This window comes from Labilibaculum sp., assembly GCF_041595635.1.
GTDB lineage: Bacteria > Bacteroidota > Bacteroidia > Bacteroidales > Marinifilaceae > Labilibaculum.
Genome location: NZ_JBFHJW010000057.1, coordinates 1 through 26,046, shown reverse-complemented (window position 1 = coordinate 26,046; position 26,046 = coordinate 1). Strand labels below are relative to the sequence as shown.

General features: G+C 34.4%; 26 protein-coding genes. 23 read left to right on the top strand and 3 right to left on the bottom strand.

Annotated features, from left to right (window positions below; all coding sequences use genetic code 11):
- Nucleotides 1-896 precede the first annotated feature (896 nt).
- The 9 genes from ABYT26_RS14170 to ABYT26_RS14130 all read left to right on the top strand — a co-directional run bounded on the left by ABYT26_RS14170 (nt 897) and on the right by ABYT26_RS14130 (nt 10,138).
- Nucleotides 897-2,162, top strand: a complete 1,266-nt coding sequence (locus tag ABYT26_RS14170; RefSeq protein ID WP_372755021.1) for a KamA family radical SAM protein — start codon at nt 897-899, stop codon at nt 2,160-2,162.
- Complete coding sequence (locus ABYT26_RS14165; protein ID WP_372755019.1) at nt 2,159-3,898, top strand: GNAT family N-acetyltransferase; 1,740 nt, start codon at nt 2,159-2,161, stop codon at nt 3,896-3,898. Before ABYT26_RS14170 ends, ABYT26_RS14165 begins: the two co-directional genes overlap by 4 nt.
- Nucleotides 3,899-3,901: 3 nt before the next feature.
- Nucleotides 3,902-4,888, top strand: a complete 987-nt coding sequence (locus ABYT26_RS14160; protein ID WP_372755017.1) for a hypothetical protein — start codon at nt 3,902-3,904, stop codon at nt 4,886-4,888.
- Nucleotides 4,876-5,838 carry an ATP-grasp domain-containing protein gene (locus tag ABYT26_RS14155; RefSeq protein ID WP_372755015.1) on the top strand — a complete coding sequence of 321 codons (963 nt, stop codon included), beginning with the start codon at nt 4,876-4,878 and terminating at the stop codon, nt 5,836-5,838. The genes ABYT26_RS14160 and ABYT26_RS14155 overlap by 13 nt, the downstream gene beginning before the upstream one ends.
- Before the next feature lie 2 nt (nt 5,839-5,840).
- Nucleotides 5,841-6,317, top strand: coding sequence for a GNAT family N-acetyltransferase (locus ABYT26_RS14150; RefSeq protein WP_372755013.1), 477 nt, complete (start codon nt 5,841-5,843; stop codon nt 6,315-6,317).
- 449 nt (nt 6,318-6,766) lie between these two features.
- On the top strand, nt 6,767-7,243 hold the full coding sequence (locus ABYT26_RS14145; protein ID WP_372755011.1) for a DUF2231 domain-containing protein: 477 nt from the start codon (nt 6,767-6,769) through the stop codon (nt 7,241-7,243).
- A 55-nt stretch (nt 7,244-7,298) separates the two neighbouring features.
- Complete coding sequence (locus tag ABYT26_RS14140) at nt 7,299-7,976, top strand: response regulator transcription factor (RefSeq protein WP_372755009.1); 678 nt, start codon at nt 7,299-7,301, stop codon at nt 7,974-7,976.
- Nucleotides 7,973-9,352, top strand: coding sequence for a sensor histidine kinase (locus ABYT26_RS14135; RefSeq protein WP_372755007.1), 1,380 nt, complete (start codon nt 7,973-7,975; stop codon nt 9,350-9,352). The genes ABYT26_RS14140 and ABYT26_RS14135 overlap by 4 nt, the downstream gene beginning before the upstream one ends.
- A 90-nt stretch (nt 9,353-9,442) precedes the next feature.
- On the top strand, nt 9,443-10,138 hold the full coding sequence (locus tag ABYT26_RS14130; RefSeq protein WP_372755005.1) for a rubrerythrin family protein: 696 nt from the start codon (nt 9,443-9,445) through the stop codon (nt 10,136-10,138).
- Nucleotides 10,139-10,375: 237 nt separating this feature from the next.
- Here ABYT26_RS14130 and ABYT26_RS14125 read toward each other — a convergent pair whose 3' ends face one another.
- Nucleotides 10,376-12,322, bottom strand: coding sequence for a cation:proton antiporter (locus tag ABYT26_RS14125; RefSeq protein WP_372755003.1), 1,947 nt, complete (start codon nt 12,320-12,322; stop codon nt 10,376-10,378).
- A gap of 595 nt (nt 12,323-12,917) precedes the next feature.
- Here ABYT26_RS14125 and ABYT26_RS14120 point away from each other — a divergent pair.
- The 13 genes from ABYT26_RS14120 (at nt 12,918) to ABYT26_RS14060 (ending at nt 22,939) form a co-directional block, all read left to right on the top strand.
- Entirely contained in the window at nt 12,918-13,217 is a 300-nt protein-coding gene (locus tag ABYT26_RS14120) for an ArsR/SmtB family transcription factor (protein ID WP_372755001.1), read from the top strand.
- An 89-nt stretch (nt 13,218-13,306) separates the two neighbouring features.
- Complete coding sequence (locus ABYT26_RS14115; RefSeq protein WP_372754999.1) at nt 13,307-13,540, top strand: thioredoxin family protein; 234 nt, start codon at nt 13,307-13,309, stop codon at nt 13,538-13,540.
- 8 nt (nt 13,541-13,548) lie between these two features.
- Nucleotides 13,549-13,989 carry a nitrophenyl compound nitroreductase subunit ArsF family protein gene (locus ABYT26_RS14110; RefSeq protein ID WP_372754997.1) on the top strand — a complete coding sequence of 147 codons (441 nt, stop codon included), beginning with the start codon at nt 13,549-13,551 and terminating at the stop codon, nt 13,987-13,989.
- 2 nt (nt 13,990-13,991) lie between these two features.
- Complete coding sequence (locus tag ABYT26_RS14105) at nt 13,992-14,690, top strand: aromatic aminobenezylarsenical efflux permease ArsG family transporter (RefSeq protein ID WP_372754995.1); 699 nt, start codon at nt 13,992-13,994, stop codon at nt 14,688-14,690.
- Between the two features lie 52 nt (nt 14,691-14,742).
- Nucleotides 14,743-15,870, top strand: a complete 1,128-nt coding sequence (locus tag ABYT26_RS14100) for a permease (RefSeq protein WP_372754993.1) — start codon at nt 14,743-14,745, stop codon at nt 15,868-15,870.
- A gap of 44 nt (nt 15,871-15,914) precedes the next feature.
- Nucleotides 15,915-16,286 (top strand): putative zinc-binding protein, encoded by a 372-nt coding sequence (locus ABYT26_RS14095; RefSeq protein ID WP_372754991.1) that lies wholly within the window; start codon nt 15,915-15,917, stop codon nt 16,284-16,286.
- Between the two features lie 981 nt (nt 16,287-17,267).
- Nucleotides 17,268-18,248 (top strand): bile acid:sodium symporter family protein, encoded by a 981-nt coding sequence (locus ABYT26_RS14090; RefSeq protein ID WP_372754989.1) that lies wholly within the window; start codon nt 17,268-17,270, stop codon nt 18,246-18,248.
- Nucleotides 18,249-18,430: 182 nt separating this feature from the next.
- Nucleotides 18,431-19,390 (top strand): YeiH family protein, encoded by a 960-nt coding sequence (locus tag ABYT26_RS14085; protein ID WP_372754987.1) that lies wholly within the window; start codon nt 18,431-18,433, stop codon nt 19,388-19,390.
- Nucleotides 19,391-19,393: 3 nt separating this feature from the next.
- Nucleotides 19,394-20,113: a sulfite exporter TauE/SafE family protein gene (locus ABYT26_RS14080; RefSeq protein WP_372754985.1), complete on the top strand. Its 720-nt coding sequence runs from the start codon at nt 19,394-19,396 to the stop codon at nt 20,111-20,113.
- 340 nt (nt 20,114-20,453) lie between these two features.
- Nucleotides 20,454-20,747 carry an ArsR/SmtB family transcription factor gene (locus ABYT26_RS14075; protein ID WP_372754983.1) on the top strand — a complete coding sequence of 98 codons (294 nt, stop codon included), beginning with the start codon at nt 20,454-20,456 and terminating at the stop codon, nt 20,745-20,747.
- A 52-nt stretch (nt 20,748-20,799) separates the two neighbouring features.
- Nucleotides 20,800-21,189, top strand: a complete 390-nt coding sequence (locus ABYT26_RS14070) for a rhodanese-like domain-containing protein (RefSeq protein ID WP_372754981.1) — start codon at nt 20,800-20,802, stop codon at nt 21,187-21,189.
- Between the two features lie 3 nt (nt 21,190-21,192).
- Nucleotides 21,193-21,969: a sulfite exporter TauE/SafE family protein gene (locus tag ABYT26_RS14065; RefSeq protein WP_372754979.1), complete on the top strand. Its 777-nt coding sequence runs from the start codon at nt 21,193-21,195 to the stop codon at nt 21,967-21,969.
- Complete coding sequence (locus ABYT26_RS14060) at nt 21,959-22,939, top strand: hypothetical protein (RefSeq protein ID WP_372754977.1); 981 nt, start codon at nt 21,959-21,961, stop codon at nt 22,937-22,939. Before ABYT26_RS14065 ends, ABYT26_RS14060 begins: the two co-directional genes overlap by 11 nt.
- A gap of 37 nt (nt 22,940-22,976) precedes the next feature.
- On the opposite strand, the gene ABYT26_RS14055 is transcribed toward ABYT26_RS14060, so the two are convergent.
- Complete coding sequence (locus ABYT26_RS14055) at nt 22,977-23,645, bottom strand: DNA/RNA non-specific endonuclease (protein ID WP_372754975.1); 669 nt, start codon at nt 23,643-23,645, stop codon at nt 22,977-22,979.
- A 263-nt stretch (nt 23,646-23,908) separates the two neighbouring features.
- The gene (locus ABYT26_RS14050) at nt 23,909-24,667 is read right to left on the bottom strand and encodes a hypothetical protein (RefSeq protein ID WP_372754973.1); all 759 of its coding nucleotides are present in this window, start codon (nt 24,665-24,667) and stop codon (nt 23,909-23,911) included.
- A 298-nt stretch (nt 24,668-24,965) separates the two neighbouring features.
- Here ABYT26_RS14050 and ABYT26_RS14045 point away from each other — a divergent pair, with 298 nt between their 5' ends.
- On the top strand, nt 24,966-25,436 hold the full coding sequence (locus ABYT26_RS14045) for a PPC domain-containing DNA-binding protein (RefSeq protein WP_372754971.1): 471 nt from the start codon (nt 24,966-24,968) through the stop codon (nt 25,434-25,436).
- Nucleotides 25,437-26,046: the final 610 nt, after the last annotated feature.

Below are 26,046 nucleotides of genomic sequence, written 5' to 3'. Positions count from 1 at the left end.
TTTCTTCCTGGAGGAGATCGAAATCGGATAATTCGAGTCGGGTGCTTCTCTCCTCCTCTGCTGTGAGCTCTTCAAATTTTAGCTTGTAGAGATGGATGGCGCGGATGAGGCGAATCTTGCTTTGAAGATGGCGAAGGGTGAGAAGAGTGTGGGGTGGCATGGGGCTAAACTACCAGATGCATTTAATTCGCGAAATGATAAACCTGTAAAACATCTCTAAACACTATGGAAATTTTACATTGACAAATGTAAAATTTTATTAGGATGCACAATACAATCAATTAAGGAAACCCTCTGTAAACTCAGAAACTTCTTTAGGTATCAACAACAAAAAATGCAAACAAAAAATGCAAACAAAAAAATAACATAATCTAGATCAAAAAAGCCTAGAGTAAAATTAAAGCAGTTACATTATAGTATGAAAAAGCATTAGACAAGAGAATAAGTAATAGCCATTTTAAGCGAAGTAGAAACTGATAATATACGATAAGTTAAAAGGCATAATTTTTAACAATGAGGCTTCCTAAATCTGAAAAAAAGTTAAATTCCAAAAGAAAAACCACAATATTCAATTAACCAAGATGATCTTATTTGCTAGTATATGCATTTTGTATGTTATACGAACCAAATTACTCTTAAAAAACATCTAAGAACCACCAAACTATAAATAATACTAAGGCACAAAACATCAGACAAAATACAAGCTACCAAACAGCTGGTTATGAATGAGTTTTCCCATCCTATTTGTTTTTTCATTTGATCTAGAAGCACCCCACAAAGTCCAATATATCGCACCTCAAAACCATAGCATTTATTTTAATGAAATTTTTTATAAAAACTTGTGATCAAAGCACAGAAAAATGTAAGTTTGATATATAAAAGCAAATAAAAATAAGATGAATAAAGATCTTTCGAAATCTGTAGATGAACCCCCTCTTCCGGAGGCGGAGCACAATGCTGAAGTTATTCCTTTAACAACTGTTTCAGCAGAACATCCATTTGTAAATTCTAAAATTCCCAGCTCTGATTTTAATGTAATCAGTGAGGCTACAGGAAAATTTAGAACGAAGTTTTTTCCTCTTGCTACCGACAAGCAATGGAATAGTTGGCGCTGGCAAATTCAAAATAGTTACACTCAATTCAGTAAGTTATCCGAAGTAATTGATGTTAGTACTATTGATGACATTGAATTTTTATCGAAATCAAGAAAATTACCTTTGCGGATTACTCCTTATTATGCCAGTTTATTGGATAATAAAGACAATGATTTTGCAATTGCAAAGTCCGTTGTCCCTTCAAAACAAGAATTAATCATTTCTGAAGGGGAAGAATCTGATCCTCTACACGAAGATAGTATGTGTCCTGTTCCTAATTTGGTTCATCGCTATCCTGATAGAGTTTTATTACTTTCCACAGGTTTTTGCTCTACTTATTGTCGCTATTGTACACGATCACACATGGTGCTTAAAGACAAAAAACATTATGGAACAAAAGCTTGGGCCGACTCTATCAATTACATCAAAAACCATCCAGAGGTACGTGATGTTCTTATTTCCGGAGGAGATCCTTTGACCATGAACGACAAGCATCTTGAATTTTTAATTTCCTCTCTACGGGCAATTTCACATGTTGAAATCATCCGAATTGGAACAAAAGTGCCTATGGTTCTCCCTCAGCGCATCACCAAAAAACTAGTGAAGATGCTGAAGAAATATCACCCACTATATTTGAGTATTCACGTCACTCACCCCGACGAAATAACCCCTGAAGTAAAAGAGGCAGTTACTCGACTTGTGGATACAGGTATTGTTTTGGGAAGTCAGACCGTACTACTAAAAGGCATCAACGACAATGTGGAAACCATGAAAAAGTTAATGCTTAAACTGCTTAAAATCAGAATACGTCCTTACTATGTTTATCAATGTGACCCCATCCCTGGCTCGTCTCATTTTAGAACTCCTGTTTCGAAAGGATTAGAGATTATTCACGGACTTCGCGGATTTATCTCTGGCTATGCAATTCCTCATTATGTAATTGATGCCCCTGGCGGAGGTGGAAAAGTTCCTTTGCTACCTGAATATTATCAGGGTCGAGATGGAGATTATGTTGTAATGAAAAATTTTGAAGGCAATATTTATAAGTATTACGATCCCATCAAATGAGCCTATTTAAAATTAGGAAGGTAACAGATTCTTTCCATCCTTCTAACAAACATGCCATTGAGCAAGTTTTTGATATTTTGAGAATTCATTTTTCTTCGGTAAAAGAAGATAAAATCAATGAAATTCTCGAGCAAATGAAGAATCCTTTAAAATACCAATTTTCATCTACACTATTTGTAGCTGAAGATGGTCGCTACAACGTGAAGGGCTTTGCCATACTTTTTTACATGCCCGATACTCATTTCTGTTATCTGGATTATATCGCAGTAAAACCAGGAAGAACCTCTTCTGGTGTTGGAGGTGCCATTTACGAAAGAATCAGAGAGGAAGCCCAACTTCTTAAATCGATTGGTGTTTTTATGGAATGCCTACCAGATGATGAAGCTTTGTGCCAAGACAAAAGTGAAATAGAGCAAAACAAAGCACGCCTTGCTTTTTATGAGCGTTATGGTGCCCGTCCAATAATTGGGACTAGTTATGAGGTGCCAGTAAATCCAGAAGATGATTGTCCTCCTTACCTACTATTTGATGATTTAGGTTACGACTACAAGTTATCTGCTAGTGAAGCGAAAAAAATCATTAAAGCCATTTTACAACGAAAATACCCGAACTATTGTCCTGAGGATTATGTGAAAATGGTAGTAGCTTCGGTGAAAGACAATCCGGTGCAATTGCGAAAATTTAAATATATTGTAAAAAATAGACCTAGAGAAAAAAACAAGGCAATTAAAAACCTCATTCCACTTATTATTAATGACAAACACGATATTCATCATGTTAGGGAAAGAGGCTATATTGAATCTCCGGTACGAATTTCAAGTATTTTAAAAGAAATTACCAAATTAGAGGCTTTTAAAACAAGACCTTCCAGAGGTTTTCCAGACAAACATATCACAGCAGTACACAATCCTAAATATTTCACTTATTTTAAAACAGTATGTGATAGTTTTCCTGAAGGAAAATCCATTTATCCCTATGTTTTCCCAGTAAGGAACGCCACCAGACCTCCAAAGGATTTATCGGTTTTGGCAGGATATTATTGCATTGACACCTTTACTCCACTGAATAAAAATGCGTTTGTTGCTGCACGTTCGGGAGTAAATTGTGCACTTACCGGAGCTGAACTATTATTGGAGGGATACCATAGTGCTTATGCTTTGGTGAGACCTCCTGGACACCATGCAGAAAGAGACGTTTTTGGTGGTTTCTGTTACTTTAACAACTCATCCATTGCAGCTCATTTTCTATCGAATTATGGAAAAATTGCAATTCTTGATATTGATTATCATCACGGAAATGGACATCAACAAATTTTTTATTCGAGAAATGATGTGTTTACGGTATCTATTCATGGGAATCCTACTTTTGCTTACCCCTATTTTACAGGGTTTTCGGATGAAACGGGGGAAGAAGATGGATTAGGTTTCAACCTGAATTTTCCTCTCAAGGAAAACATTTCAGGAGAAGAATATCTGATTGTTTTAAAAAAAGCATTGAAAAAAATTGCTGGCTTTAATCCAGATTATCTTGTTATCAGTCTAGGACTTGATATTGCAAAAGGAGATCCAACAGGGACTTGGTCGCTAAAAGCTTCTGACTTTGCAAACAACGGCATGGAAATTGGCAAACAATCCTACCCCATTTTGTTTGTGCAGGAAGGTGGCTATAAAAACAGAACCATAGGAATTAATGCGCGTAACTTTTTTGAAGGATTTTTATCAACAAGGGTAAAATAAAAAATGAAAATAGGAATTACATATGATTTGAGGTCAGATTACCTCAATGACGGATATTCGATGGAAGAAACTGCCGAATTTGATAAGGAAAGTACCATCGAGGGTATCGAACAGGCTATTCAAAAGGCGGGACATCGCACAGAGAGAATTGGGAATTCAAAATCATTGATGAAACAATTGTTAAACGGTGAACGATGGGAAATGGTGTTCAATATCACAGAAGGACTTTATGGTGAAGGTCGTGAGTCCTTAGTGCCTGCCCTTCTCGACAACTATAAAATTCCTTATGTTTTTTCAGGACCTGTTACCTTGGGTATTTCCTTGAATAAAGCATTTGCAAAGCAAATTATCAGAGACAGCAATATCAATACACCCGATTTCTTTGTGCTTACAAAAATAGAAGATATTGATCTCATCCAACTCGAATATCCTCTCTTTGCCAAACCCATATCAGAAGGAACAGGCAAAGGCATCGACTCCAAATCAAAAATAAATTCCAAAACGGAATTATTGGAAGTTTGTAGTAAGCTACTCGAAAAATTTAACCAACCGGTATTGATCGAAGAATATTTGCCAGGAAGAGAATTTACAGTCGGTGTTTTGGGAACCGGAAATGAAGCTTTTGTTCCTGGAGGCATGGAAATTGTTTATAAGAACAGCACAAACAATATCTATTCCTATGAAAATAAGGAAAATTATGAAGAGATTGTTGACTATATCGCCGTTAAGGATCAACTTTTAAAAGAGTGTGAAGAACTAGCTCTGAATGTTTGGAAAGCACTAAATTGCTTTGATGGAGGCAGAGTAGATATGAAGATTGACAAATTAGGAAGAATGAGTTTTATTGAGGTAAATCCCTTAGCTGGTTTAAATCCGCTCACCTCCGATTTACCAATTTTGTGTAAACTGAACGGAATTGGTTACCAGGAAATTATTGATGAGGTGTTAAAATCTGCCATAAAAAGAAACTCCGTACCATGCAAAAAGTAATTATTCTTCATAATAAAATTGAAAATAACACACCCGATGAACTGGATGTATTAGAGCAAAAAGAACTCGTCAGTAAAGCATGCGCAAGTTTGGGTTATGAAGTAAAAAGCTTAACCGTTGGAGATCAGCTAAAAGCTGATCTCCAGGCTGTGGCATCATCAAAACCAGATATTGTTTTTAATTTGGTGGAAGCTACCTGGGGAAAAGGTGAATTGATCTATTTTGCCCCTGCCATGCTTAATTCATTTAAAATTCCTTATACTGGTGTTCCTTTGGATGCCTTATTTGTCACAACAAATAAAGTTTTAGCAAAAAAAATGATGCTGAAAGATGACCTACCCACGGCTCCATTTTTTACCATAAATGAGATTCATTTGTTAAACCCACAAAAAAAATACATTGTAAAACCCATTTGGGAAGAAGCCTCAGTTGGTATTTCTGAAGAATCAATTTTTTCACTAGCCGATTCTGATAAGGTAAATAGAATAAAAAAATTAGCAGTTTCTCAATTTTTTATTGAAGAGTTTATTGATGGACGCGAGTTTAATATAAGTATTCTGGCAAGTAAAAATGGTCCAGAAGTCTTACCACCAGCCGAAATGATATTCTCTGAATATTTTAAAGATAAGCCAAACATTGTGGGTTATAAAGCCAAATGGGACGAAACTAGCGAAGAATACAATCAAACCAATCGCTCATTTGGCACCCTTGAATGTCACCCAGTTTTAAAGCAGGAATTGATTGATATTTGCATAAAAAGTTGGAAAGTTTTTAATTTGCACGGTTACGCTCGTATCGATTTCAGGCTCGATAAACTGGACAATATTTACATTTTGGAAATCAATGGGAACCCTTGTATTGCTCCTGACAGTGGTTTTATTGCGGCCATAGAGCACCGTGGTTATTCACACTGCGAAGTGATCAAAAGAATTTTAACTGATTTGAATTAAAAATGACAAATTTCAGAAATAAACTTAAACCTTCGGATTTTTCCCACTTAAAAGAAATACTGATTTCTACAGGTTTTTTCTATGATTCAGAGGTTGAGATCGTGATGGAATTGGCTCAGGAAAATCTCGAAAAAGGCGAAGAAAAAAGCGGATATATTTTCAATATTGCTGAAGAAAATGGTACACCTCTTGCTTTTACCTGTTATGGCAATATTCCAGGTACCGAAAGTAGTTTCGACCTGTATTGGATTGCTGTTCATAAATCATTACGAGGTAAAGGAGTGGGAAGAATTCTGATGGATATGGCTGTTGAGGACATCCACAAGAGAGGTGGAAAAAATATCTGGATTGAAACAGCTTCTCGTCCACTCTACGAACCAACTCGTCAATTTTACCTTGCTTATGGTTGCGAAAAAGTAGCCGAGCTTCCTGAATTTTATGGTAAAAATGACAACAAAGTGATTTTTAGAATCAGCTAAATTAAAAGTGATTCTTTTCTAATAATCAAAATATTGGCTAGGTAAAAGGGGAATCTCACCCCTTACCCTCTCCTTTCATATGACTAATCTCCATCATGAAACCATATTAAGTTTCGAAAATTCAGAAGCTAACGCTTCACTAATGTAGGTTAGCAAAACCTGCAATATTTTGCATTGATATTGATTAGCTACGATGAGTGATTTTTTGCACCCTAATGGGATAATATTTAGATTCTAGGAACCATCAATAAAACTTAATTTACTATACTTATCAATCACAATATCATTAACAATCCAATAAACAGGAATTTGATTTAACCAATTATTTTAAATGATCCATTCCAAAGACTAAAGGAATATTTGTAAATCTTAAGCCAATTTTAAGTTTTACTTAAGCTAATTTAAACATGAATAGTTCAATATTTGCATAAACATTAAAATTGAAAACTATGTTTACAGCGACACATTTACATGCCATGATTGTCCATTTTCCAGTTGCTTTGGTATTAGTAGCATTTTTCACGGAAATACTTGGAATTGTACTTAAGAAAGAGTTTTATCGTCAAGCTACCTTTTATATTTTGATATTGGCTGCTCTGGGTGCCATTATAGCCTATTTTACAGGCGATGCAGCTGGCGATGGAATGGATGGTGGTTCTTTACAACAGGCCTTGGAGTCACACGAAGAAGCGGCTGCTTTTACGCTTTGGTTTACCATAGCTGCCGCAGGAGCTAAAATAGTCTTAAATATACTGAACAAGGAAATATCCTGGCTAAAAATATTGGCTTTTGTATTGCTGATGTTTGCTGCTGGAGGTGTAGCACGTACAGGTTATCTGGGCGGTCAATTGGTATTTAAACATGCTGCTGGAGTTGAACTCGGTTTTGGCAATTTCGAAACTTTACAAAACTCAGATAATAAGTAGGTCATCGCGGTTTATCTTAATAAGAAAAAGTGAGTTTTAGAAATATATTTATAACATGCGAATTTTAATTGTTGAAGACGAACCCTCCATTGCCAACTTCCTTAAAGAAGGATTGGAAGAGGAGGGTTTTGCTGTTGATACGGCAGATAATGGAAAACAAGGTTTACAAATGGCTCTTGATTATTTGAAAGAATACGATATCATTCTACTTGACTGGATGTTACCCGGAATAAGCGGTATTGAAATACTCCGAAATATCCGCAAAGAAGACACAGCAATACCTATAATTTTTCTTACCGCCCGCGATACCACCGACGATGCCGTTTTTGGTCTTGAAACCGGAGCCAACGACTACATTCGTAAACCCTTTGCTTTTGACGAATTACTGGCACGTATCCGTGTACTAATGCGAACAAAAAATGCTGCAAATCTAGTATTAGGCTACGGTGATATTATTCTCGATGTAGATTCTCACCGAGTAAGCAAAGCTGGAGAAAATGTAGATCTTACACAAAAAGAATTTGCCTTGCTCGAATTTTTACTAAGCAACAAAGGTAAAGTAAGTAGGCGTACACGTATTATTGAGAAAGTATGGGATATTCACTTTGACTACGACACCTCGGTAATCGATGTTTACATTAATTCCCTTCGCAAAAAACTCGACCTTAAAAACAGTGAATCTTTCATTGAAACCATTCGTGGCGTAGGTTATCGGATAAACGAAGAAGTATGAATCTGCATTTTAAAAACCGCATAGCTTTTTTTAGTACCATAGCAGCTGCTATTACTATGCTTGTGGTATTTGCCACGGTTTATGTCGTGGTTTACTCCACAACTTACAAATATTTGGATAACAACATATTAGAAGAGAAAGATGAGTTGTTTTCCCAAATAAAAACCGAAGGTGATTCTCTGGTACTTAGTTTGAATGCTGAATGGGAAGAACTAGAGCACAACAGAGCTGAAGTAGATCCTATTTTTTTACAGATAGTAGATGAAAAAGGAGCGGTCATCTTTTATTCTCGAAATTTACAGAACGACCACTTACAATTTGCAGATTCCCTGAATATCAATACTTTTTTCAATGTAGAGTTTAATGGTAAAAAAATAAGACAAGGACAATTTCCTATTATTACTGAAACGGGTAAAATTATCGGACAACTTGATATTGGCATATCTCAAGTAGATTCCATTTTAATTCTTACCAACTTGCGCAATACGTTTTTTGTGGCTTTTCCACTGATGCTCCTATTTTTTTATATGCTTACTTCTCTAGTAGCATCAAGGAGTATAGCGCCCATTAAGCAATTGATTTTATATGCCGAAAAAATGAATTACGACAATATCAATCCCCGCCTGCCCTTACCGGATTATCATGATGAAATTTACCAACTTACCACTACCATCAATGCATTATTAGAAAGAATAGAAATAGGCCGCAAGCGTGAGAAACAGATTACCGCCAATATATCACACGAATTGAGAACCCCACTTACCAGTATTAAAGGAACACTAGAGGTACTCATTCGCAAAACCCGTGAGCCAAAACAGTACGAAGCAAAAGCACGACAGGTAATTGAGGAAGTTGATTCAATAGATTACATTATCAATCAATTGCTCTACTTAGCGCGTTTAGACTCAGGAAATTTATCAATTGCAAAAAAGCCAATTCGTTTAAACGATATGTTGCAATCAATCCGAAATAAATGGCAGAGTAGACTCATTGATAAACACATGACCATGTATATAGACATACCTGAAGAAAGCTTGGTTCAAGCCGATTTTGGCTTGCTTGAAATGGTATTAGGAAACTTGGTTAGTAATGCGGTAAAATATGGAAATATACGCGGCCAAATACATTGCTGTTGGCAAAAAGATTCCGAAACATTGTTATTTAAAGATAATGGCCCCGGAATACAGCAGGAACATTTGCCCCATATTTTTGAACGATTTTACCGAGCTGATGTTCCGGGAAGTTCTTCAGTACAAAGTACTGGACTAGGACTTTATATCCTTAAAATGTTAGCCGATATACAGGGAATACAAATAAAAGTGAACAGTAAAGAAAATGCGGGAACCCAATTTTTTCTTCATTTTTTAAATAATTAATCTTAAGCCAATCTTAAGAGAGGCTAAAGGAAATTTTAATGGTACCAGTGTCATCTTTGTTGTGTAAATCATTAATTAAATTTAAAAAAAATGAAAAATTTATTATCCTTATCAGCACTAGCCATAGTTATTGGTACTCTAAGTTCATGCAACACGGGAAATAGTAAGGACACGAAACTTCAAAATCCGGTTGTAATTGCAGAAAATGAAAAACAAATACCTCCCAACGAAGCCAAATCAAAAACCATTAGCGACTTGCAAGAAGCTTTTAAAGGAGAAACTACTGCATCGACCAAATATGCAGCCTATTCGAAAAAAGCAGAGCAGGAAGGCTTTTACAACATAGCTTTACTATTTAAAGCTGCATCAACAGCCGAAAAGGTGCATGCTAACAATCACAAATCAGTACTCATTGAATACGGCGAAAGCATTCCAGAATTCACCCCTGATTATACCGTTAAAACAACTGCGGAGAATCTGCAGGATGCCATCGATGGAGAATCTTATGAGATAACTACTATGTACCCTGATTTTTTAAAAGACGCTAGTAATTCTAAAAGTCAACTGGCACAAATAAGTTTTAATTATGCACTCGAGGTGGAGAAAAAACACCAGACAATGTACAAAAATGCACTGGTAGCACTTAATAATAATTCAGTAAGCAAATTGCCCCAGGCGTACTATATTTGTCCTACTTGTGGAAACACCTATGATCAAACACCTAGCGAGCGTTGTGGTATTTCTATGACCAGTTCCGACAAATTTTTAAAAATAAATAGTTTGTAGTAAAAACTGAAAAAGTTTCCGCTAGGTAAATAGCCTAGCGGAAAATCTCACATTAACATGCTTATGGGTTAAACATAATATTGTAAATGTGGGTTAAGTTATGGGAACATTTCATAACCAAAATGAAGCATCGATCGATAGTAGCGTTAAAACAATCACCTATCTCATTAAAAAACGGATTGATTAGTATTTGTTAGTAATCACAATAATTAGATCATCTAAATACAAGACATATAACTAATTTATTTCTAACCCCATAGTAAATAATTCAAATGCCAAATTAACTTGTTCAGGATCACCCAATACATATACTATATCTTTAGGTTTAAAAATGGTATCGGGAACGGGGTGTTCAACTATAGATGAACCACGTTTTATGGCTAAAAGTGTAACACCTGTTTTGTTACGTAATTGAATTTCGGAAAGTGATTTACCCTCTGCGGGAGAATTTAGTTCAATTTTAATGGCAGAAATATTCATATTCCGTAACTCATCAAAAATACTTGGTTTATTAATCATATCTTTTTCCGAAAACTCCCCTAAATTCAAATTTCGAATGTTCGTTAAAATACGATTCACCTCTTTCTGAGGGTATAATTTCTTAACCAAAACCCTGTTAAATAAATCGATCGCAATTTCAAGTTTTTCGGGTAACACCTGATCTGCACCAAGCCGATATAATTCTTCCACATTTTGAATGTGCTTTGCCCTTGCAATAATATATGCCTTTTTATTAAGGCTTCTAACTTTCTCAATGATAGCCATAGATGGTATTAATCTTCCAACTGAAATTAAAATAATTTCAGCAGTATCTACATGAGCTTTAAGTAGTATAGGTTCATTAACAGCATCACCATAAACCACCAAATCACCATTCTGCATTTTTTCTTTCGCAATTAATGGATCAAAAATAATCGACACATGACGTAAGTTATTTAATTTGGCCATTAAAGAGAGTTTTAAGGCACTTGTATCTGTTCCAATAACTACAAGATGATTCTTAAAATCTGGTATTTCAATTTCATTTAAAGGGAACAAGCCATTGATTAAAAAGTTTGGCAATGGTAATTTCAACAGAAGATTTGCCAGCGGCCTTGAAACATTCATTAAAAAAGGAGTTATAGCCATCGTTATTACTGCAACAGCAAGAAATAGCTGATAAAAATAGTCATCAATAATTGAATTATCTAAGCCAATTTTAGCAAGAATAAATGAGAATTCTCCAACTTGACTCAAGGCAAGTCCCACTAATACAGTACCACGTAAGGTATGTCCTAAAATAAATCCGGTACCTCCAGCAATAATTGTTTTGATGAAAAGAACCAAAACTACGCTAAAAATAAGCAGTTGATAATTATTAACCACGAATTTCAAATCCAACAGCATACCAATCGATACGAAAAAGAAGCTTGTAAAAGTATCTTTAAATGGAATCAAATTTGAAAATGCACTATGATTGTATTGCGATTCAGAAATCATTAATCCGGCTAAAAAAGCACCGAATGCCAAAGACATCCCCAACTGAGAAGTTAAAAGAGCTATGGAGAGACAAATGAGAAAAATACTCATCATAAATAACTCCTGATTTTTTGTCATGGCTATAATCTGCAATAGTTTTGGTAAAAGCCATTTATTCCCTACGTAAACAAATCCTATGATAAAAATTGCTTTTAGAGCAAGAAATAACAATTCACTAGCAATATTAAGGTCATTTTGCCCCAGTAAATTTGTAAACAATAACAATGGTACTAATAACAGATCTTGAAATATAAGAATACCTAAAATTGTTCGTCCATAGTTTGAAGAGAGCTCAGAACGTTCTTGCAATATTTTCAGCACAAGCGCAGAACTGCTCAAAGCAACAAGAAAACCAATAAATAAACTTGTTTGCCAATTAAGTCCATAAAAAACTGATGTGGCATAAAATATTCCAGCAGTGATGAAAACCTGTATCAAGCCACCAAAAAATACAATTTTTCTGATTTTAAGCAGATGCTTCAAGGAAAACTCCAAACCAATAGTAAAAAGCAATAGAATGATACCTATTTCCGCTAAAACCTCAATTTCATGCTCTCCATGTACCAATGCAAGCAAATGAGGACCAGCAAGAATCCCTGTTAGCAAATAACCTACAACTGTGGGTATTTTTAATTTTGTGAAAATTAAATTAATTAATGTTGACAATGCAAATATGATAACAATGTCGGAAAGTATCGAAAAGTCCATTTATTTAGTAATGATTGGGTTAAATTTCATTTTTACTTCTTTCTTTATAATTTCTGCATAAACATAAAAAGAAAAGGCATTACGTAGGAACCAGACAAAGGCATATATTTTTATGTACTTAGGATTAATCACAACTGAAATAACTCCAGTTCTTATCATATCACTAGCATAGTTTTCATCCTTTCAGCTCACTATTAGCTAATAGACATTGATACAATTAATCTATTGTACCTCATAGTTTATTCCTTGTTCACTGCAAGAACGAAATTAGGAAGAACTTTTTTAAGTTTATCATAGTTTATCTGGAAATACTGATTATTTCAACGAAATCGTTGTCATTTAACAATCAAACTATAGCTTACTAGTAATAAATACAGAATATCTTTTGTCCAGATAAGCTCCTCAACCACATAGTAAATTGAATATCAATAAATACAATTCGCAAATGGAAATTACAAAAGAGCGTAATCTTTCCATCACATAAAAAAACAAGCTTTTTACTTTGAGACTAAAAAAAAGTCCTTATCTTTGTTCGTGAAATTACGAACAGAAAATGAACATCAAATCAATTACAACCGACAAACAAATTAGGGCTGCCCGATATGCCAAAGCCATGGGACACCCCATAAGGATGTATCTCTTGGAATTGCTTTCAACACAAACATGTTGCTACAGCGGTGATGTAAACGACGAATTGCCTATTGCAAAATCAACCTTATCGCAGCACCTAAAAGAGTTAAAAGATGCCGGATTAATTCAGGGAGAAATAGAATCTCCTAGAATTAAGTATTGTATCAACAAAGAAAATTGGAAAGAAGCTCAACAACTTTTTAAACAATTTCTAAAAATCTAAAAAAATTTAAAAACAATGTTCGTTGTTCTACGAATAACGAATAATAAAAAACAAACGAAATAAGTTTATACAATTTAGAACTTGCAATCATGGAAATTAAAGTACTAGGCACAGGATGTGCAAAATGCAAATCGCTTGAAAAAGCTACCCAAGAAGCAGTTGCAAAAACAGGCGTAGAGGCAACTATTACAAAAGTAGAAGACATTGTTGAAATTATGAATTTTAACGTAATGACAACTCCAGCATTAGTTATTGATGGAAAAATCGTGGTAAAAGGAAAAGTTCCTACGGTAGATGAAATCGCAAACTTTTTAACCAAATAAAACTCAAAATGAAAAAATTAATCAGCACCTTAAGTTTCATTCTTTTTATGGGTATTGTTGCCGTATCTGCACAATGTTGTGGCGGAACAACAACTGCCAATACTTCAAGCTGTACAAAAACAACTTGTTCTGAAAATCAAAAATCAGCCGAAGTAAAAGCTTACTATTTTCATGCAAGCCGTCGTTGTGCCACCTGTCAAGCAGTAGAAGCTGTTTCGAAAGAAGCAATTAAAGAATATTATGGCGACAAAGTAACTTTTAAATCCATTAACAGAGAGGAAGCAACAAACAAATCATTGGTAGAACAATATAAAATTAGCGGAACTGCACTTTTAATTATCAACGGCGATGAAATGGTAAACTTGACCAACGATGCATTTTTAAATGCACGAAACAATCCCGACAAATTGAAGAGCAAACTGAAATCGACTATTGATTCAATGATGTAAAAATGGAATTATTACAAAATTTTCTCGAAACATCACAGTTTCCAATATTCACGGCATTTATACTGGGACTTATGACGGCCATAAGTCCCTGCCCTTTGGCAACCAACATTACCGCAATTGGTTTTATCAGTAAAGATATTGTTAGCCAACGCAAGGTATTTATTAACGGCTTGGTTTATACTTTAGGTCGGGCGATTTCTTATACTTCTATTGGTTTCCTTTTCTTTTTTGGTGCAAGCCAATTCGAGTTTTCAGGTTACCTTCAGGAATGGGGTGAGAAACTATTGGGACCACTTCTTATTATTATTGGCTTGTTTATGCTAGGGGTTTTAAAACTTAAAATACCCGGAGTGGGGTCTTTAACCGAAAAAATGGAGAACAAATCTAACAGTGGTTTTGGGGGCGTTCTTTTATTGGGAATTGTTTTTGCCTTGGCATTTTGCCCATACAGCGGCGTACTTTATTTTGGAATGCTAATGCCCATGACAATCAGCAGTGCAAGTGGTTTGTATTTGCCCCTGTTTTTTGCCATTGCTACAGGAATTCCAGTTATAATATTTGCCTGGCTCATTGCTTTTAGCGTTGGTTCTATCGGTACTATTTATAACAAACTGAAAAATTTTGAACTCTGGTTCAGACGTGTAGTTGCAGTAGTGTTCATTTTAGTTGGACTGTATTATGTTATTACAATTTATTTCTAAAAAATTTACATTTTTAGTTCGTGTTTTAACGAACAATATAAAAAAAGAAACCATGGATAAGTCTAACATCCTTACAAAAAATGGGAACAAAGCAAAAAGTGTTGCTTATGCTCTAGAAAACCCTGATGAAGTAAATCAGGCTAAAAAAAGCCAAATATTATTGGTAGGTTCGATAGCGATTGTTTTACCACTATTAATCGCTCTTTATCACTATTTACCTGGTTTAATTGACACCTTCACTTTTGATTTGTTAAAACTCAATCCTGAATCACACCTAGGAACAGCAATCAATTTTTTCTTTTACGATACCATAAAAATATTAATTCTACTGTTCCTAATTAGTAGTTTAATGGGAGTTATAAATGCATATTTCCCTGTAGACCGATTACGAATTTACTTGACAACAAAGAAAATGTATGGTCTGGAATATTTCTTTGCCTCATTTTTTGGTGCTGTCACTCCCTTTTGTTCCTGCTCATCAATCCCTTTGTTTATTGGTTTTGTAAAAGGAGGAATTCCTTTGGGCGTAACCTTTGCCTATTTAATAACCTCTCCTTTGGTTAATGAAGTAGCTGTAGCAATGTTTTTGGGTTTGTTCGGTATTAAAGCCACTGTGATTTATGCTGGAACGGGTGTTTTAATGGGTATGATTGGAGGTTTTTTCCTTGGTAAACTTAAATTAGACAAATACCTAAGCGATTGGGTTCGCGAAATTCAAGACAACGCAATACAGGAAAATGAAGAATGGGATGGGGAAAATTTATCATTTCTAGACCGCCTTCCTTCCATCATTAAAGATGGATGGGATATTGTTCGAAAAGTACTTTTGTACGTAATTCTCGGAATTGCAATTGGAGCCGCCATGCATGGCTATGTTCCTGAGAATTTCTTTACCGAGTTTTTATCTGCCGATAAATGGTATGCCATTCCGCTAGCTGTAATCCTTGCTGTTCCCATGTATGCAAATGCTGCAGGTATAGTTCCTGTAATTCAAGTATTTGTTGCTAAAGGTGTACCTCTAGGAACTGCCATTGCTTTTATGATGGCCGTAGTAGGACTCTCATTACCAGAAGCAACTCTTTTGAAAAAAGTAATGAAGTGGAAAATGATCGGTATTTTCTTTGGTACCATCACTTTGTTCATCATTCTTCTTGGCTACTTATTCAACCTCGTACTGTAAAACAAATAATAGTACTTTAGTATACTATAATTTTTAATATTATTATGGAAAATAAAGAAGAAAAATGCCAATGTGGTGCCACTGCAGACAACATAGTTATGTCTTGTTCAGGTGCATCTGATGTAGGTTTAATATCAGACAAAGTTGCAAGAGCACTGCAAGTTGCAGGAAAAAGAAAAATGAGCTGTCTGGCAATGGTTGGTGCTGGCATTGAAAAATCCATTACTAATTTTAAGACCAAAGATCTGCTAGTAATAGACGGATGCCCAACTTCTTGTGGAAAAAAAATGATGGAACAAAACGGATTCTCCAACTACAAGCACATGGTAATTAGCGAACTAGGGCTAAAAAAAGGTGAAGCTCCAGCTACTGACGAGAATGTAAGAATGATATTGAATGAAGCATTATCGATGTAATAAAGGATTGATTAATAGTGCAACTCTAGTTTGTTCTTGTCAAGCTACAACAAAGCATAGGCGAAACAAACGCCTTTTCTAATAAAAATCAGCCACATAGGCTATCCAAGGGAGAACACCTAAAGGCAAAAATCAGCTAACTACTGAAAAAAAGATGGAAAATTAGAATCGTAAGATTGATTCTCTTAACGAGTATTATATACTATAGTTTTATTTTTTGCTGTCCTTAATTTCTACATGGAAATTTAGGACAGCAATTTTTTTAAGCCCAATTATGTTTTTTCAGGATAATTATTCGGCAATAAACGTATTTTCATCTTTGTTTATCGGAAATTAATAAAGAAATCCAAACAATAAATAATTACCCTAAGTAAAGAACTTCAGTAAATACCTATTTTTTGGAGCTTAGCTGTCTTTTCTTACTACAACAATATACTTGTGATATTTACTAAAAACAGTTTGAATAAGATGTATAACAGAGATGAACAGTCTTATTACCCAAAAAGAAATTTTAGGCTAAAACAATAAAGTAGCTATAAACATGTATTTGTAAATCCTAAAGGTAGTCTTACCTGGTTTTACAAACACGATTATAATTCCAATGATAATGACCATGACTTTATCCGAATCGAAGAAAAAATCAACAAAATAAATGGCTTTTTGATGGAAATTATTTGAAGCTGGATACCCTTAAGTGTCGACAATATAGATACCTAAATCCGACTTCAAAAATACATGAATGGAAATGAACAGCCTGAGTTAGAAGAATAGTTAATGATATTAAAATATGTCTTAAAACAATTAAGATTTCTAATTTTTCTTGTGAAAATAAGCTGAAATATGAAAAAAAGTATCTAACATTGAATTCGAAATTAGGGGTATTTTATTAGTGATTTTGCTTGCTTTGTTTCCTTGCTTATTCAGAAGTAAAATCCCTTGCGAACCACTTTTATTTAGCTGATTGTAACAAAAAAACTATTTATGAAAATAAAAATTGATGGATTCATTGTATCCGTTGTAGCCGTAATTTGCATCGCTTATTTTTTTCCTGCTTGGGGAACGCATGAAAATAAATTTCCCATCAACACAATTAGTGCGATAGGAATTTCACTTATCTTCTTTTTTTATGGATTAAAACTGAGTCCGAGTAAATTAAAAGCAGGAGTCAAAAATTGGAAATTACATCTTCTTGTACAATCATCTACTTTTTTTATTTTCCCCTTATTGATTCTACTATGTCGCCCCTTGATTCAAAACGAGGAACAAGAAATTATTTGGTTGGCCTTTTTTTTCTTAGCTGCCCTCCCCTCAACCGTATCTTCATCGGTAGTAATGGTTTCCATAGCAAAAGGAAATATTCCTTCCGCAATTTTCAATGCGAGTATATCGGGAATTATTGGCGTTGTTCTTACTCCTTTGTGGATGGGTTTGTTTGTGCACAATGCCCAGACAGATTTTAATTTTATCGATATTTATATTAAACTTATTGTTCAGATAATTTTACCAGTTATAGTAGGAAGTATCTTGCAAAGATTCTTTGGAGAATTTGCCCGAAAGCACGGCAAACTATTAACTTTATTCGATAAATCGGTTATTCTGCTAATCATCTACAAAAGCTTTGCTGCATCCTTTGATGAAAATATTTTTAATTCAGTATCTATTTATGATTTACTCATGCTTGTTACAGCTGTTCTGGCTCTGTTTACCATACTATTTTTTCTAACTGGTTTTTTAGCAAAAAAAATGAAGTTCAATACCGAAGATCAGATCACTGCCCAATTTTGTGGAACAAAAAAATCGTTGGTACATGGAACTGTATTTTCCAAAATAATTTTTGGAAACATAGCTACCATTGGTATTATTCTTTTGCCACTTATGCTATTTCATGCATTGCAATTATTGATAATTAGTATGGTAGCATCAAAATTGAGCATGAAAAACATACCGAAGCTTACTTCCTAACTTTCTTAAACAGAATGCACCACACTCTTAAAACCAAAGATTCAAAAAATCAGGTAAAGAATTTCTCTACTATTTTAAATAGCTAAAATATTTTTATTATAACTTCAGGTTATCGACAATACAAATTTATCATTTGCTTTAATCATATCGGGCCAATACTTTTGTAAGAAAAAAGGATAGATATGACAACGGTAAAAGTATTCAACGGATTTGCGAACATAGCGCAAAAGTTTAAGAACTATAACTGGCTATATTCAGTTATTATTGGTGCCTGCTTTTTGCCATTTGTATCTCCATCCATTGCATTGTTTTTTGGATTAATACTTTCTATACTTGGAATAAAGCATGAAAACATTCATAAATACACCTCTAAAACACTTCAAGCATCTATTGTTTTAATGGGTTTCGGCATGAGTTTAAACGAAGTAATAACCGCCTCAAAACATGGATTTATTGAAACCATTTTTTCGGTAATCAGCGTTATGCTACTTGGTATTCTATTAGGAAAACTTTTCAAGGTAGAGAAAAATATATCATTACTAATTGCTACCGGAACAGCTATTTGCGGAGGTAGCGCCATTGCTGCAGTAGCTCCAATACTAAACAGTAAAAATTATCAAAATTCATTTGCGCTTATAGTCGTGTTTACCCTAAATGCTGTGGCCTTATTCTTATTTCCAATGATCGGGCATTACTTTGGTTTAAGTCAGGAAACATTTGGAAACTGGGCAGCCATAGCCATTCACGACACTAGCTCGGTAGTAGGAGCAGGAGCAACATATGGCGAAAAAGCCTTACAAATTGCTACCACAGTAAAACTTATTCGTGCCTTGTGGATCATTCCTTTATCCTTAGTAATTGCATTTTTGAATAAAAATGGAGAAAAGAAATCAATTAAATTTCCTTGGTTTATTCTATTATTCGTCATTGCCATAGTATTTACCAATATCTTCCCTAACTTTCAGACAAGTTACGCGCACTTTAGTTGGTTAGGAAAACGCGGAATGGTAATAGCTTTGTTCCTAATTGGATCGAACATCACAATTAGTGAAATTAAAAAATCCGGACCGAGAAGTTTTGCACTTGGAATCATTTTGTGGGCAGTAATAGCTGTAGGTTCATTATTCTTTTTAACACGATAAACGATGCCAAACATCTGGATTATATTGATCATTGTATTTTCAAGCTTAATTAAGGGGATTACCGGATTCGGCTTTGCCCTTCTCTCTTTTCCTCTGCTACTCATGTGGTATACCCCAAAAGAGATTATACCGGTTTTAATGATTTGCAACCTAATTGCCTCGATAATGATTGTTCTCCAAAAAAAGGAGATTAAACTACTCGATAAACAATCTTATTTTTTAATCGCAACCGGTGGACTTTTTACCATTGCGGGAGTTATTGCCTTAAGTTCAACGGATGGAAAATGCTTAGTTCGACTTTCGGGCATACTCTTTATTGCTCTTACAATATTTTCCTTCATCAAGAAGATGCCCGAAGACAAAAAATTGAGAGATCGTGCTTATCTGTCAGCTGGCGCATTTATAGGTTTTCTAACAGGAGCTGTATCGGTAAGTGGACCACCATTGGCTCTTTTTCTTAACCGAGCAAAAGTCAGCAATCGAAAGTTCCGCGAAATATTTGCAGCCTTTAGTGTTGTTACTGCAATAATTGCCATATTTGGGTATTTTCAGGTTGGCATGATCACTTTACAAACCATAAAACTATCGTTAATATTTATGCCAATATTACTGGCGGGTACAGTTTTCGGAAAAAAAATGAATGCGATTATGTCCATTGAGAAGTTTCAATCCATCAACATCGTTTTAACTCTGATAGCAAGCATTATATTAGTGATCCAATAACCTCTCAATAAATAACAATTACAACTTGAAATTTTAAGAGCTTATACATTTTCATGGAAATTTATCATATATACATATTCAAAATCATATCTATGAAATAGATTAGGGCTTCTAAAGCAACTTCATGCTCATTTAAACCCTCACAATAGAATAAAAAATTATAGACATAAAAACATGATATTTTCCTAGAATTAAAAAATCTATTTTGTACTTTAGCCAAACAGAAAAACGACTTTAAGCTAAAATTAGAATACAGTGACTCAATCGTATTTATTTTCGACAGTATAAACCATAGCAATTAAGTTTACCACGAAAAAGTAAGCGCTTAACAATAGGAATCATGAACAAAGACATCGAAAAAGAATTTTCAGAAAAAGCTGAGATTTTTAAAGCCTTAGCTCACCCAACGCGCTTATTTATTATTCATGCTATAAAAGATAAAGAGCTATCAGTAAAAGAGCTTACTGAAATGGTTGGTATTGACATATCTACCATGTCGAAACATCTTGATGTTCTTAAAAAGCATAAAATAATTGAAGGTGAAAAAGTTAAAAACTTTATTTTTTACCGATTAGCCATTCCTTGTGTGCTTGATTTTATGAGTTGTGCAATGAAAGTTATCAATAAAAGATAAAAATTTAAATATCTAATTGGCTATTTTGCCAAATATAAAATTATAAAATAAAATGAATGAATTAGAAACCGTAATTAGTGGAATGGATTTCCAATACTTTGGTACTGGAAAACACAAAATGGAAGCAGAAGAATTTCTTTCAGCCAAAAACACAGTTTTCTTAGACGTAAGAGCAAAAGAAGAGCTGGAAACAGTTAAGCTTTCACTTTCGCATCATTGCAAGGTAATAGAAATACCAACCAATGATGTTCCAAAAAGAATCAACGAAATTCCCAAGGATAAAACCATTGGTGTTTTTTGTTCAGCGGGAGTGCGTGCAACCATCATTTTTATTTATCTGAGAAGCAAGGGATATAAGGATGTAAAAATAATTCTAGGTGGATACCCTCCATTGATGGCAGCCTTAATGCCAGGGAAGTTGTATAAAAAACTCAATAAATAAAACATGAACGTTTGGATATTAGCAGTCATCATAATGCTTATTGCTTTTTTAATGACCATGACAGGACGAGGAGGGGGTAATTTTTATGTACTTACTCTTGTATTATCTGGTATTAGTATGAATATATCAGCTTCAACTGGCCAATTTATTTTAATGTGTTCATCACTCATGGCTACAATTCTTTTTAGCAAACAAAAAATGAATCACTGGAAATTAATCATCCTACTTGGGGTATTAATTTTTGTATCAGCAATGAGTGGTGGTTTTTTAGGTCATTATTTTAATGACAGGTTGCTTAAAGGAATCTTTGCCGTAGTAATGTTTTTTGCAGCTTTACTAATGTTACGAAAACCAAAACAACAACTCAAGAGCAACCATTACTGGGTTATCACTTTGAAATCAAATGGTGAAGAATATCAGGTAAACCTTTTGGTAACAGTTCCTATTGTGTTGCTAACTGGGTTTATTTCAGGCATGGTAGGCGTTTCGGGAGGATCCTTTTTAGTTCCTTTAATGCTTCTAACCATGAATATCCCCATGCACATAGCCGTTGGCACATCAACTACTTTGGTTACCATTTCGGCTGCAGCTGGATTTTTTGGGCATCTTGGGGCTGGAATTTTCCTTCCGCATTTAGCTATACCTCTTGCAGTAGGAGGTTTAATTGGTGGCTTTTTAGGTGCTAAAATGGCTTTAAATTCAAAACCCAAAAACCTCAAATTTCTATTTGCAGGAACTCAACTAGTCGCATCTGTCATAATGATTATTAATGTACTATAAAGAACCTGAAGATAAAAAACCTTGCAAAAACAGTAGAAGAGATATTTTTCTTCTACTGCTTTTCTTTTTTTATGGTCTTACTGCAAATGCACAACAAAACACCATAAGAGAAAAAAAATATTCGTTCGAATTTCAATTATTCGCTAATACGAATTTTAACAATGAAACATCGCAGCAGTTAAAATTTGAATATGAAATAAAAAGAACATTGGTTGTATATAAGCAACAACTATCGAGAAATATTAATTTTTGCTTGGCAGGCGACACCTACGTAAAAGATCAAAATAAAACCTACAACAGAAAACCTTATCTAAAAAGAGCTTATTTTCAATATAACAATCACGATTTATCATTTTCTGCTGGCTTACTTGTGTCAGAACAATTCAAGTACCAACGTAAAATTTGGCAATTAAGATACATTAGCAAAACATTCCAAAACAAATTTAGCTATGGCGAAAATCGAAACATTGGAATGATACTAAAACACAATTTGAGTAGTCGCTTCTCCTACGATCTAGCAATCACTTCCGGATACTATACGCCAATAAACAACTCTTCGAAGAAGTATCAAATAATGGCAGGACAAACCTTCAAAACTAATTTTTGCACCTTCAGATTATTTAATAGTATTGAATTACATGCCACACATGAGCATATACTTTCCTTTTTCATCACCAAAAAAATAAATAACGGCGGGTTTGGATTAGAAGCTGCCCGAAAAAACAACAAAAATAAGTTGGCCGATGAAGATCAATATGGTTTTTCAATCTTTGGAAATCATTCCTTTTCTAAAAATACCATGTGCTTTGCGCGGTACGATACGAATAAAGAATCTGTAAAATCACATGCCACTAATATATTTTGGGTAGGAATTCAATCTTCGTTCAAAAAACACATGAATGCTTCTTTATTTTACAACAATAAGGATTTGGATATGCACTTTTATGGACTAGCAGTTTTCATACATTAAACACCAACCATTTGTAGAAATAATGGCATTAACAAAATTAAAGTGTATGCTTAAAAGTATCAAAACGAATGTTCGAAAATCGCTCGATACTATCCAAAGGGACAATAAATTCATCTATATCCTTTACAATTTTACGATTGGGCATAAGGTAGGCCAATATTTTCTTTTGACGAGGAAAGTATATTAACTTAAAGTAGTAGCCTGGAATGCACACATGATCGGGACCAATTTCACCTCTGTTATCTTTAAAAATAGGGCCTGTTACCACATAAAGAGAATCATTCTCTAAAGTTAATTGTCGAACTTTGGCTTCCAGACTTTTCCATTTTCCCCGATTAAAAGCAGGCACTTGCGGCGACATATTGCTCATGTAAAAGCTTTCACTCATGGCTTCAGCATTAATTTTCATTGCTGCTGCCGGACAAAGATGTCCGCGATCATAACCCGATCCTTTGTAGTCAATTAATTTTGCCGAACCTGTTTCGACTTCGGGATCCTCTCTGAAATTATTTTTTCGAACTGCAACTCCTTCAATCATTTCTTTGGTTAACTTGTAAGCCACCCAATTCGCCTGCTCTTTTTCCTCATTATAACTCAGTGTGTAATACTGGTGAATCACCAGTTTTTCAACCGATACAGGCAACCAATATTGAGCCTTGGAACCGAAAGAAAGGAAAAAAAAGAAGAGTGCTAATGCGTATTTCACAGGATGTAAGTTTATGATTTATTAAACAGAAATTAAAAGTAATAACTAAAATGAATATGCATTCTAATTGATTCAGAAAAACCGAACATAAGTCTTTTGAATAAAATATTTTCTTTATCGAATTGTTGATTTATAAATACTCAGGAGACAATCATCTTAAACACAATAGTAACCTTCTTTAGCTCCATAGTAAACAAAAAAACTTGACAGTTCCAATCATTCGATTCTGTCAAGCTATATCCTTCTATGAGTTTTACCTTTCCCTAGCAAAAACGTTTTAACGCTTTTTGTACGATTTTAAGATCGCTATCTTCGTTACGAATAATTTTGTTTTGCTCATCGTAATCAAAATCAGAATAAGAAATTACCACCAACGAAATGTCATTCTCTGGAAGAACTTTAGCTCGTCGTTCATCATAAATTCTTCGTTGTTCTTCTCGCGATATTGCTTTTGTGTTTTCCTCCTCTTCCTCTTGATTAAAATTAGCGCGCGGTCTAAAATTTTGTATCTCTTTATATTCTACCACCAATTGCAGCTCTTCATAGTAGGCATCTACAGGAAGCTTCGTTTGTTTTTTACCATTCTTATGCAAATCGCCCAAAAGAAAATCAAATCGTTTTTGACGATTCGCTTTTAATGACAATACTTGATCGCACAATCCTATCACATAAGTTTCATCACTGTTTAAACGAATGGCTATTGGATCATTTTTTGTTTTCTTTATTTCCTGTTTATAAGGAACATCTGGAGTAACTACATTGGCAGGGACAAAGTACCAATATGTATGATTTCCGTGTCTTTCTGCATATACAAAAGGAATTAAAGCCAACTGATTTTCGGCATCCAATTCCCTAAGAATCAAACGAATTGGCAGTCCTTTTTTCACATCTTTTGCAAATATCCCTGCTTTAATAAAAGCTGGCATCAAATCTTTTACTGGTGCTATCGTAAGTGAGACATTTCCCTTAAAATATTCTTCAATTACATTGTTTATCTTTTCTACTTTCGAAAGATCTTTCATATTCTTGTTACTTAGTTGTAAATCTACTTTTTGTGCTTCAGTCTGCAATAGGAAGAAACACACACTATTACCCAAAAAAGTTAGAAGATAAGAGGTATTTCTCTTTTTTCGTTTCTTAATTGGGCTACAAAGATAGACTTAAATTCACTGATAAAGACTATTCTCTTTCTACTTGCCAACATTGTTTTCATCAGATTGATCATTGAAATGCTCCTATTCCCTTTTTTATTTTTATTTCCACATCCTGTCTTTAGCTTTTATTATTTTTTTAATTTTACAGCTCCCTAAAAATCGAATCATGTTAAAAGTAAAAGCCTTTGTTCTTCTTGCCCTATTTATAGGTTTTATTTCCTGCCAGCAAAATAATGTTGAAGGCTATGCCCTCCGCTTACGACCAGGAATGGATCTAAAAAAAGAATTAACACAATTCGTTACCAACAATCACTTACAAGCCGCATCAATTTCTAGCTGTGTAGGCAGTTTAAGAGAACTAACCATTCGACCTGCCAACCAAAAAGAGCTCTTGCATCTGCGCGGTCATTATGAAATTGTTTCTCTTACTGGAACTTTTGCCGACAAGGGAAAGAATAACCATCTTCACATTTCAGTTTCCGATAGTACAGGTTATACCATTGGCGGACATCTGGTTGATGGCAACCTTATTTACACCACTGCTGAGATAGTTCTTCTCAACAACAAAAACATGACTTTTACTCGAATTGTTGATCCAGAAACTACTTATTACGAATTGGAAGTTGTTAACCAGTAATTGAGAACTCCCAATAATCTGAAATAATTTCATTTTTATCTAATCAACAAACAAGTCGATACAAAACACCAAGAAATCCATCTGTTCTAAGGGAAAATCCGACCAAACAAAAATCGAACTGCAGACAAATAAATCTGCTTTGACACTAGTAATATAGGCTCAACTTTCAGCTCTTTCTTCTAGTATCAGGCTCTGATCATACACCCGTTTATCTAAAAAAGATGAATTTTCATGAATCAATATGGAACATTTATCCCTTCTATCATACATTAACTATTATTTGTATCTATTTTAAATAAACTATATGGGTTTTATAACGAATACCTTACAAACGAAAAAGTACAAAGTCTATTTTATTTCATTTTATCGGAATATTATTTTCACAAACAAGTTCTTATCTTCAAATACAAGTTTGAAAATACTACACTAGTCCAATACATATCTAATGACACAAGAAAACCGCAAAAAGCAGCTACAAATCTCTGAAGATATCCTTACCAAATGGCAAAAATTAATCAATCTACTAGGTAGTACATTTACTATTCCCTCTACTCTTATTTGTCTCTTAAATGGAGAGGAAATCAACCTAATTGCAAAAAACCAAATTACC

Bases quoted from the DNA above. Each gene is read 5' to 3' on its own strand.
- ABYT26_RS14170 (WP_372755021.1), top strand. From the start codon at position 897: ATGAATAAAGATCTTTCGAAATCTGTAGATGAACCCCCTCTTCCGGAG.
- ABYT26_RS14165 (WP_372755019.1), top strand. From the start codon at position 2,159: ATGAGCCTATTTAAAATTAGGAAGGTAACAGATTCTTTCCATCCTTCT.
- ABYT26_RS14160 (WP_372755017.1), top strand. From the start codon at position 3,902: ATGAAAATAGGAATTACATATGATTTGAGGTCAGATTACCTCAATGAC.
- ABYT26_RS14155 (WP_372755015.1), top strand. From the start codon at position 4,876: ATGCAAAAAGTAATTATTCTTCATAATAAAATTGAAAATAACACACCC.
- ABYT26_RS14150 (WP_372755013.1), top strand. From the start codon at position 5,841: ATGACAAATTTCAGAAATAAACTTAAACCTTCGGATTTTTCCCACTTA.
- ABYT26_RS14145 (WP_372755011.1), top strand. From the start codon at position 6,767: ATGTTTACAGCGACACATTTACATGCCATGATTGTCCATTTTCCAGTT.
- ABYT26_RS14140 (WP_372755009.1), top strand. From the start codon at position 7,299: ATGCGAATTTTAATTGTTGAAGACGAACCCTCCATTGCCAACTTCCTT.
- ABYT26_RS14135 (WP_372755007.1), top strand. From the start codon at position 7,973: ATGAATCTGCATTTTAAAAACCGCATAGCTTTTTTTAGTACCATAGCA.
- ABYT26_RS14130 (WP_372755005.1), top strand. From the start codon at position 9,443: ATGAAAAATTTATTATCCTTATCAGCACTAGCCATAGTTATTGGTACT.
- ABYT26_RS14120 (WP_372755001.1), top strand. From the start codon at position 12,918: ATGAACATCAAATCAATTACAACCGACAAACAAATTAGGGCTGCCCGA.
- ABYT26_RS14115 (WP_372754999.1), top strand. From the start codon at position 13,307: ATGGAAATTAAAGTACTAGGCACAGGATGTGCAAAATGCAAATCGCTT.
- ABYT26_RS14110 (WP_372754997.1), top strand. From the start codon at position 13,549: ATGAAAAAATTAATCAGCACCTTAAGTTTCATTCTTTTTATGGGTATT.
- ABYT26_RS14105 (WP_372754995.1), top strand. From the start codon at position 13,992: ATGGAATTATTACAAAATTTTCTCGAAACATCACAGTTTCCAATATTC.
- ABYT26_RS14100 (WP_372754993.1), top strand. From the start codon at position 14,743: ATGGATAAGTCTAACATCCTTACAAAAAATGGGAACAAAGCAAAAAGT.
- ABYT26_RS14095 (WP_372754991.1), top strand. From the start codon at position 15,915: ATGGAAAATAAAGAAGAAAAATGCCAATGTGGTGCCACTGCAGACAAC.
- ABYT26_RS14090 (WP_372754989.1), top strand. From the start codon at position 17,268: ATGAAAATAAAAATTGATGGATTCATTGTATCCGTTGTAGCCGTAATT.
- ABYT26_RS14085 (WP_372754987.1), top strand. From the start codon at position 18,431: ATGACAACGGTAAAAGTATTCAACGGATTTGCGAACATAGCGCAAAAG.
- ABYT26_RS14080 (WP_372754985.1), top strand. From the start codon at position 19,394: ATGCCAAACATCTGGATTATATTGATCATTGTATTTTCAAGCTTAATT.
- ABYT26_RS14075 (WP_372754983.1), top strand. From the start codon at position 20,454: ATGAACAAAGACATCGAAAAAGAATTTTCAGAAAAAGCTGAGATTTTT.
- ABYT26_RS14070 (WP_372754981.1), top strand. From the start codon at position 20,800: ATGAATGAATTAGAAACCGTAATTAGTGGAATGGATTTCCAATACTTT.
- ABYT26_RS14065 (WP_372754979.1), top strand. From the start codon at position 21,193: ATGAACGTTTGGATATTAGCAGTCATCATAATGCTTATTGCTTTTTTA.
- ABYT26_RS14060 (WP_372754977.1), top strand. From the start codon at position 21,959: ATGTACTATAAAGAACCTGAAGATAAAAAACCTTGCAAAAACAGTAGA.
- ABYT26_RS14050 (WP_372754973.1), bottom strand. From the start codon at position 24,667: ATGAAAGATCTTTCGAAAGTAGAAAAGATAAACAATGTAATTGAAGAA.
- ABYT26_RS14045 (WP_372754971.1), top strand. From the start codon at position 24,966: ATGTTAAAAGTAAAAGCCTTTGTTCTTCTTGCCCTATTTATAGGTTTT.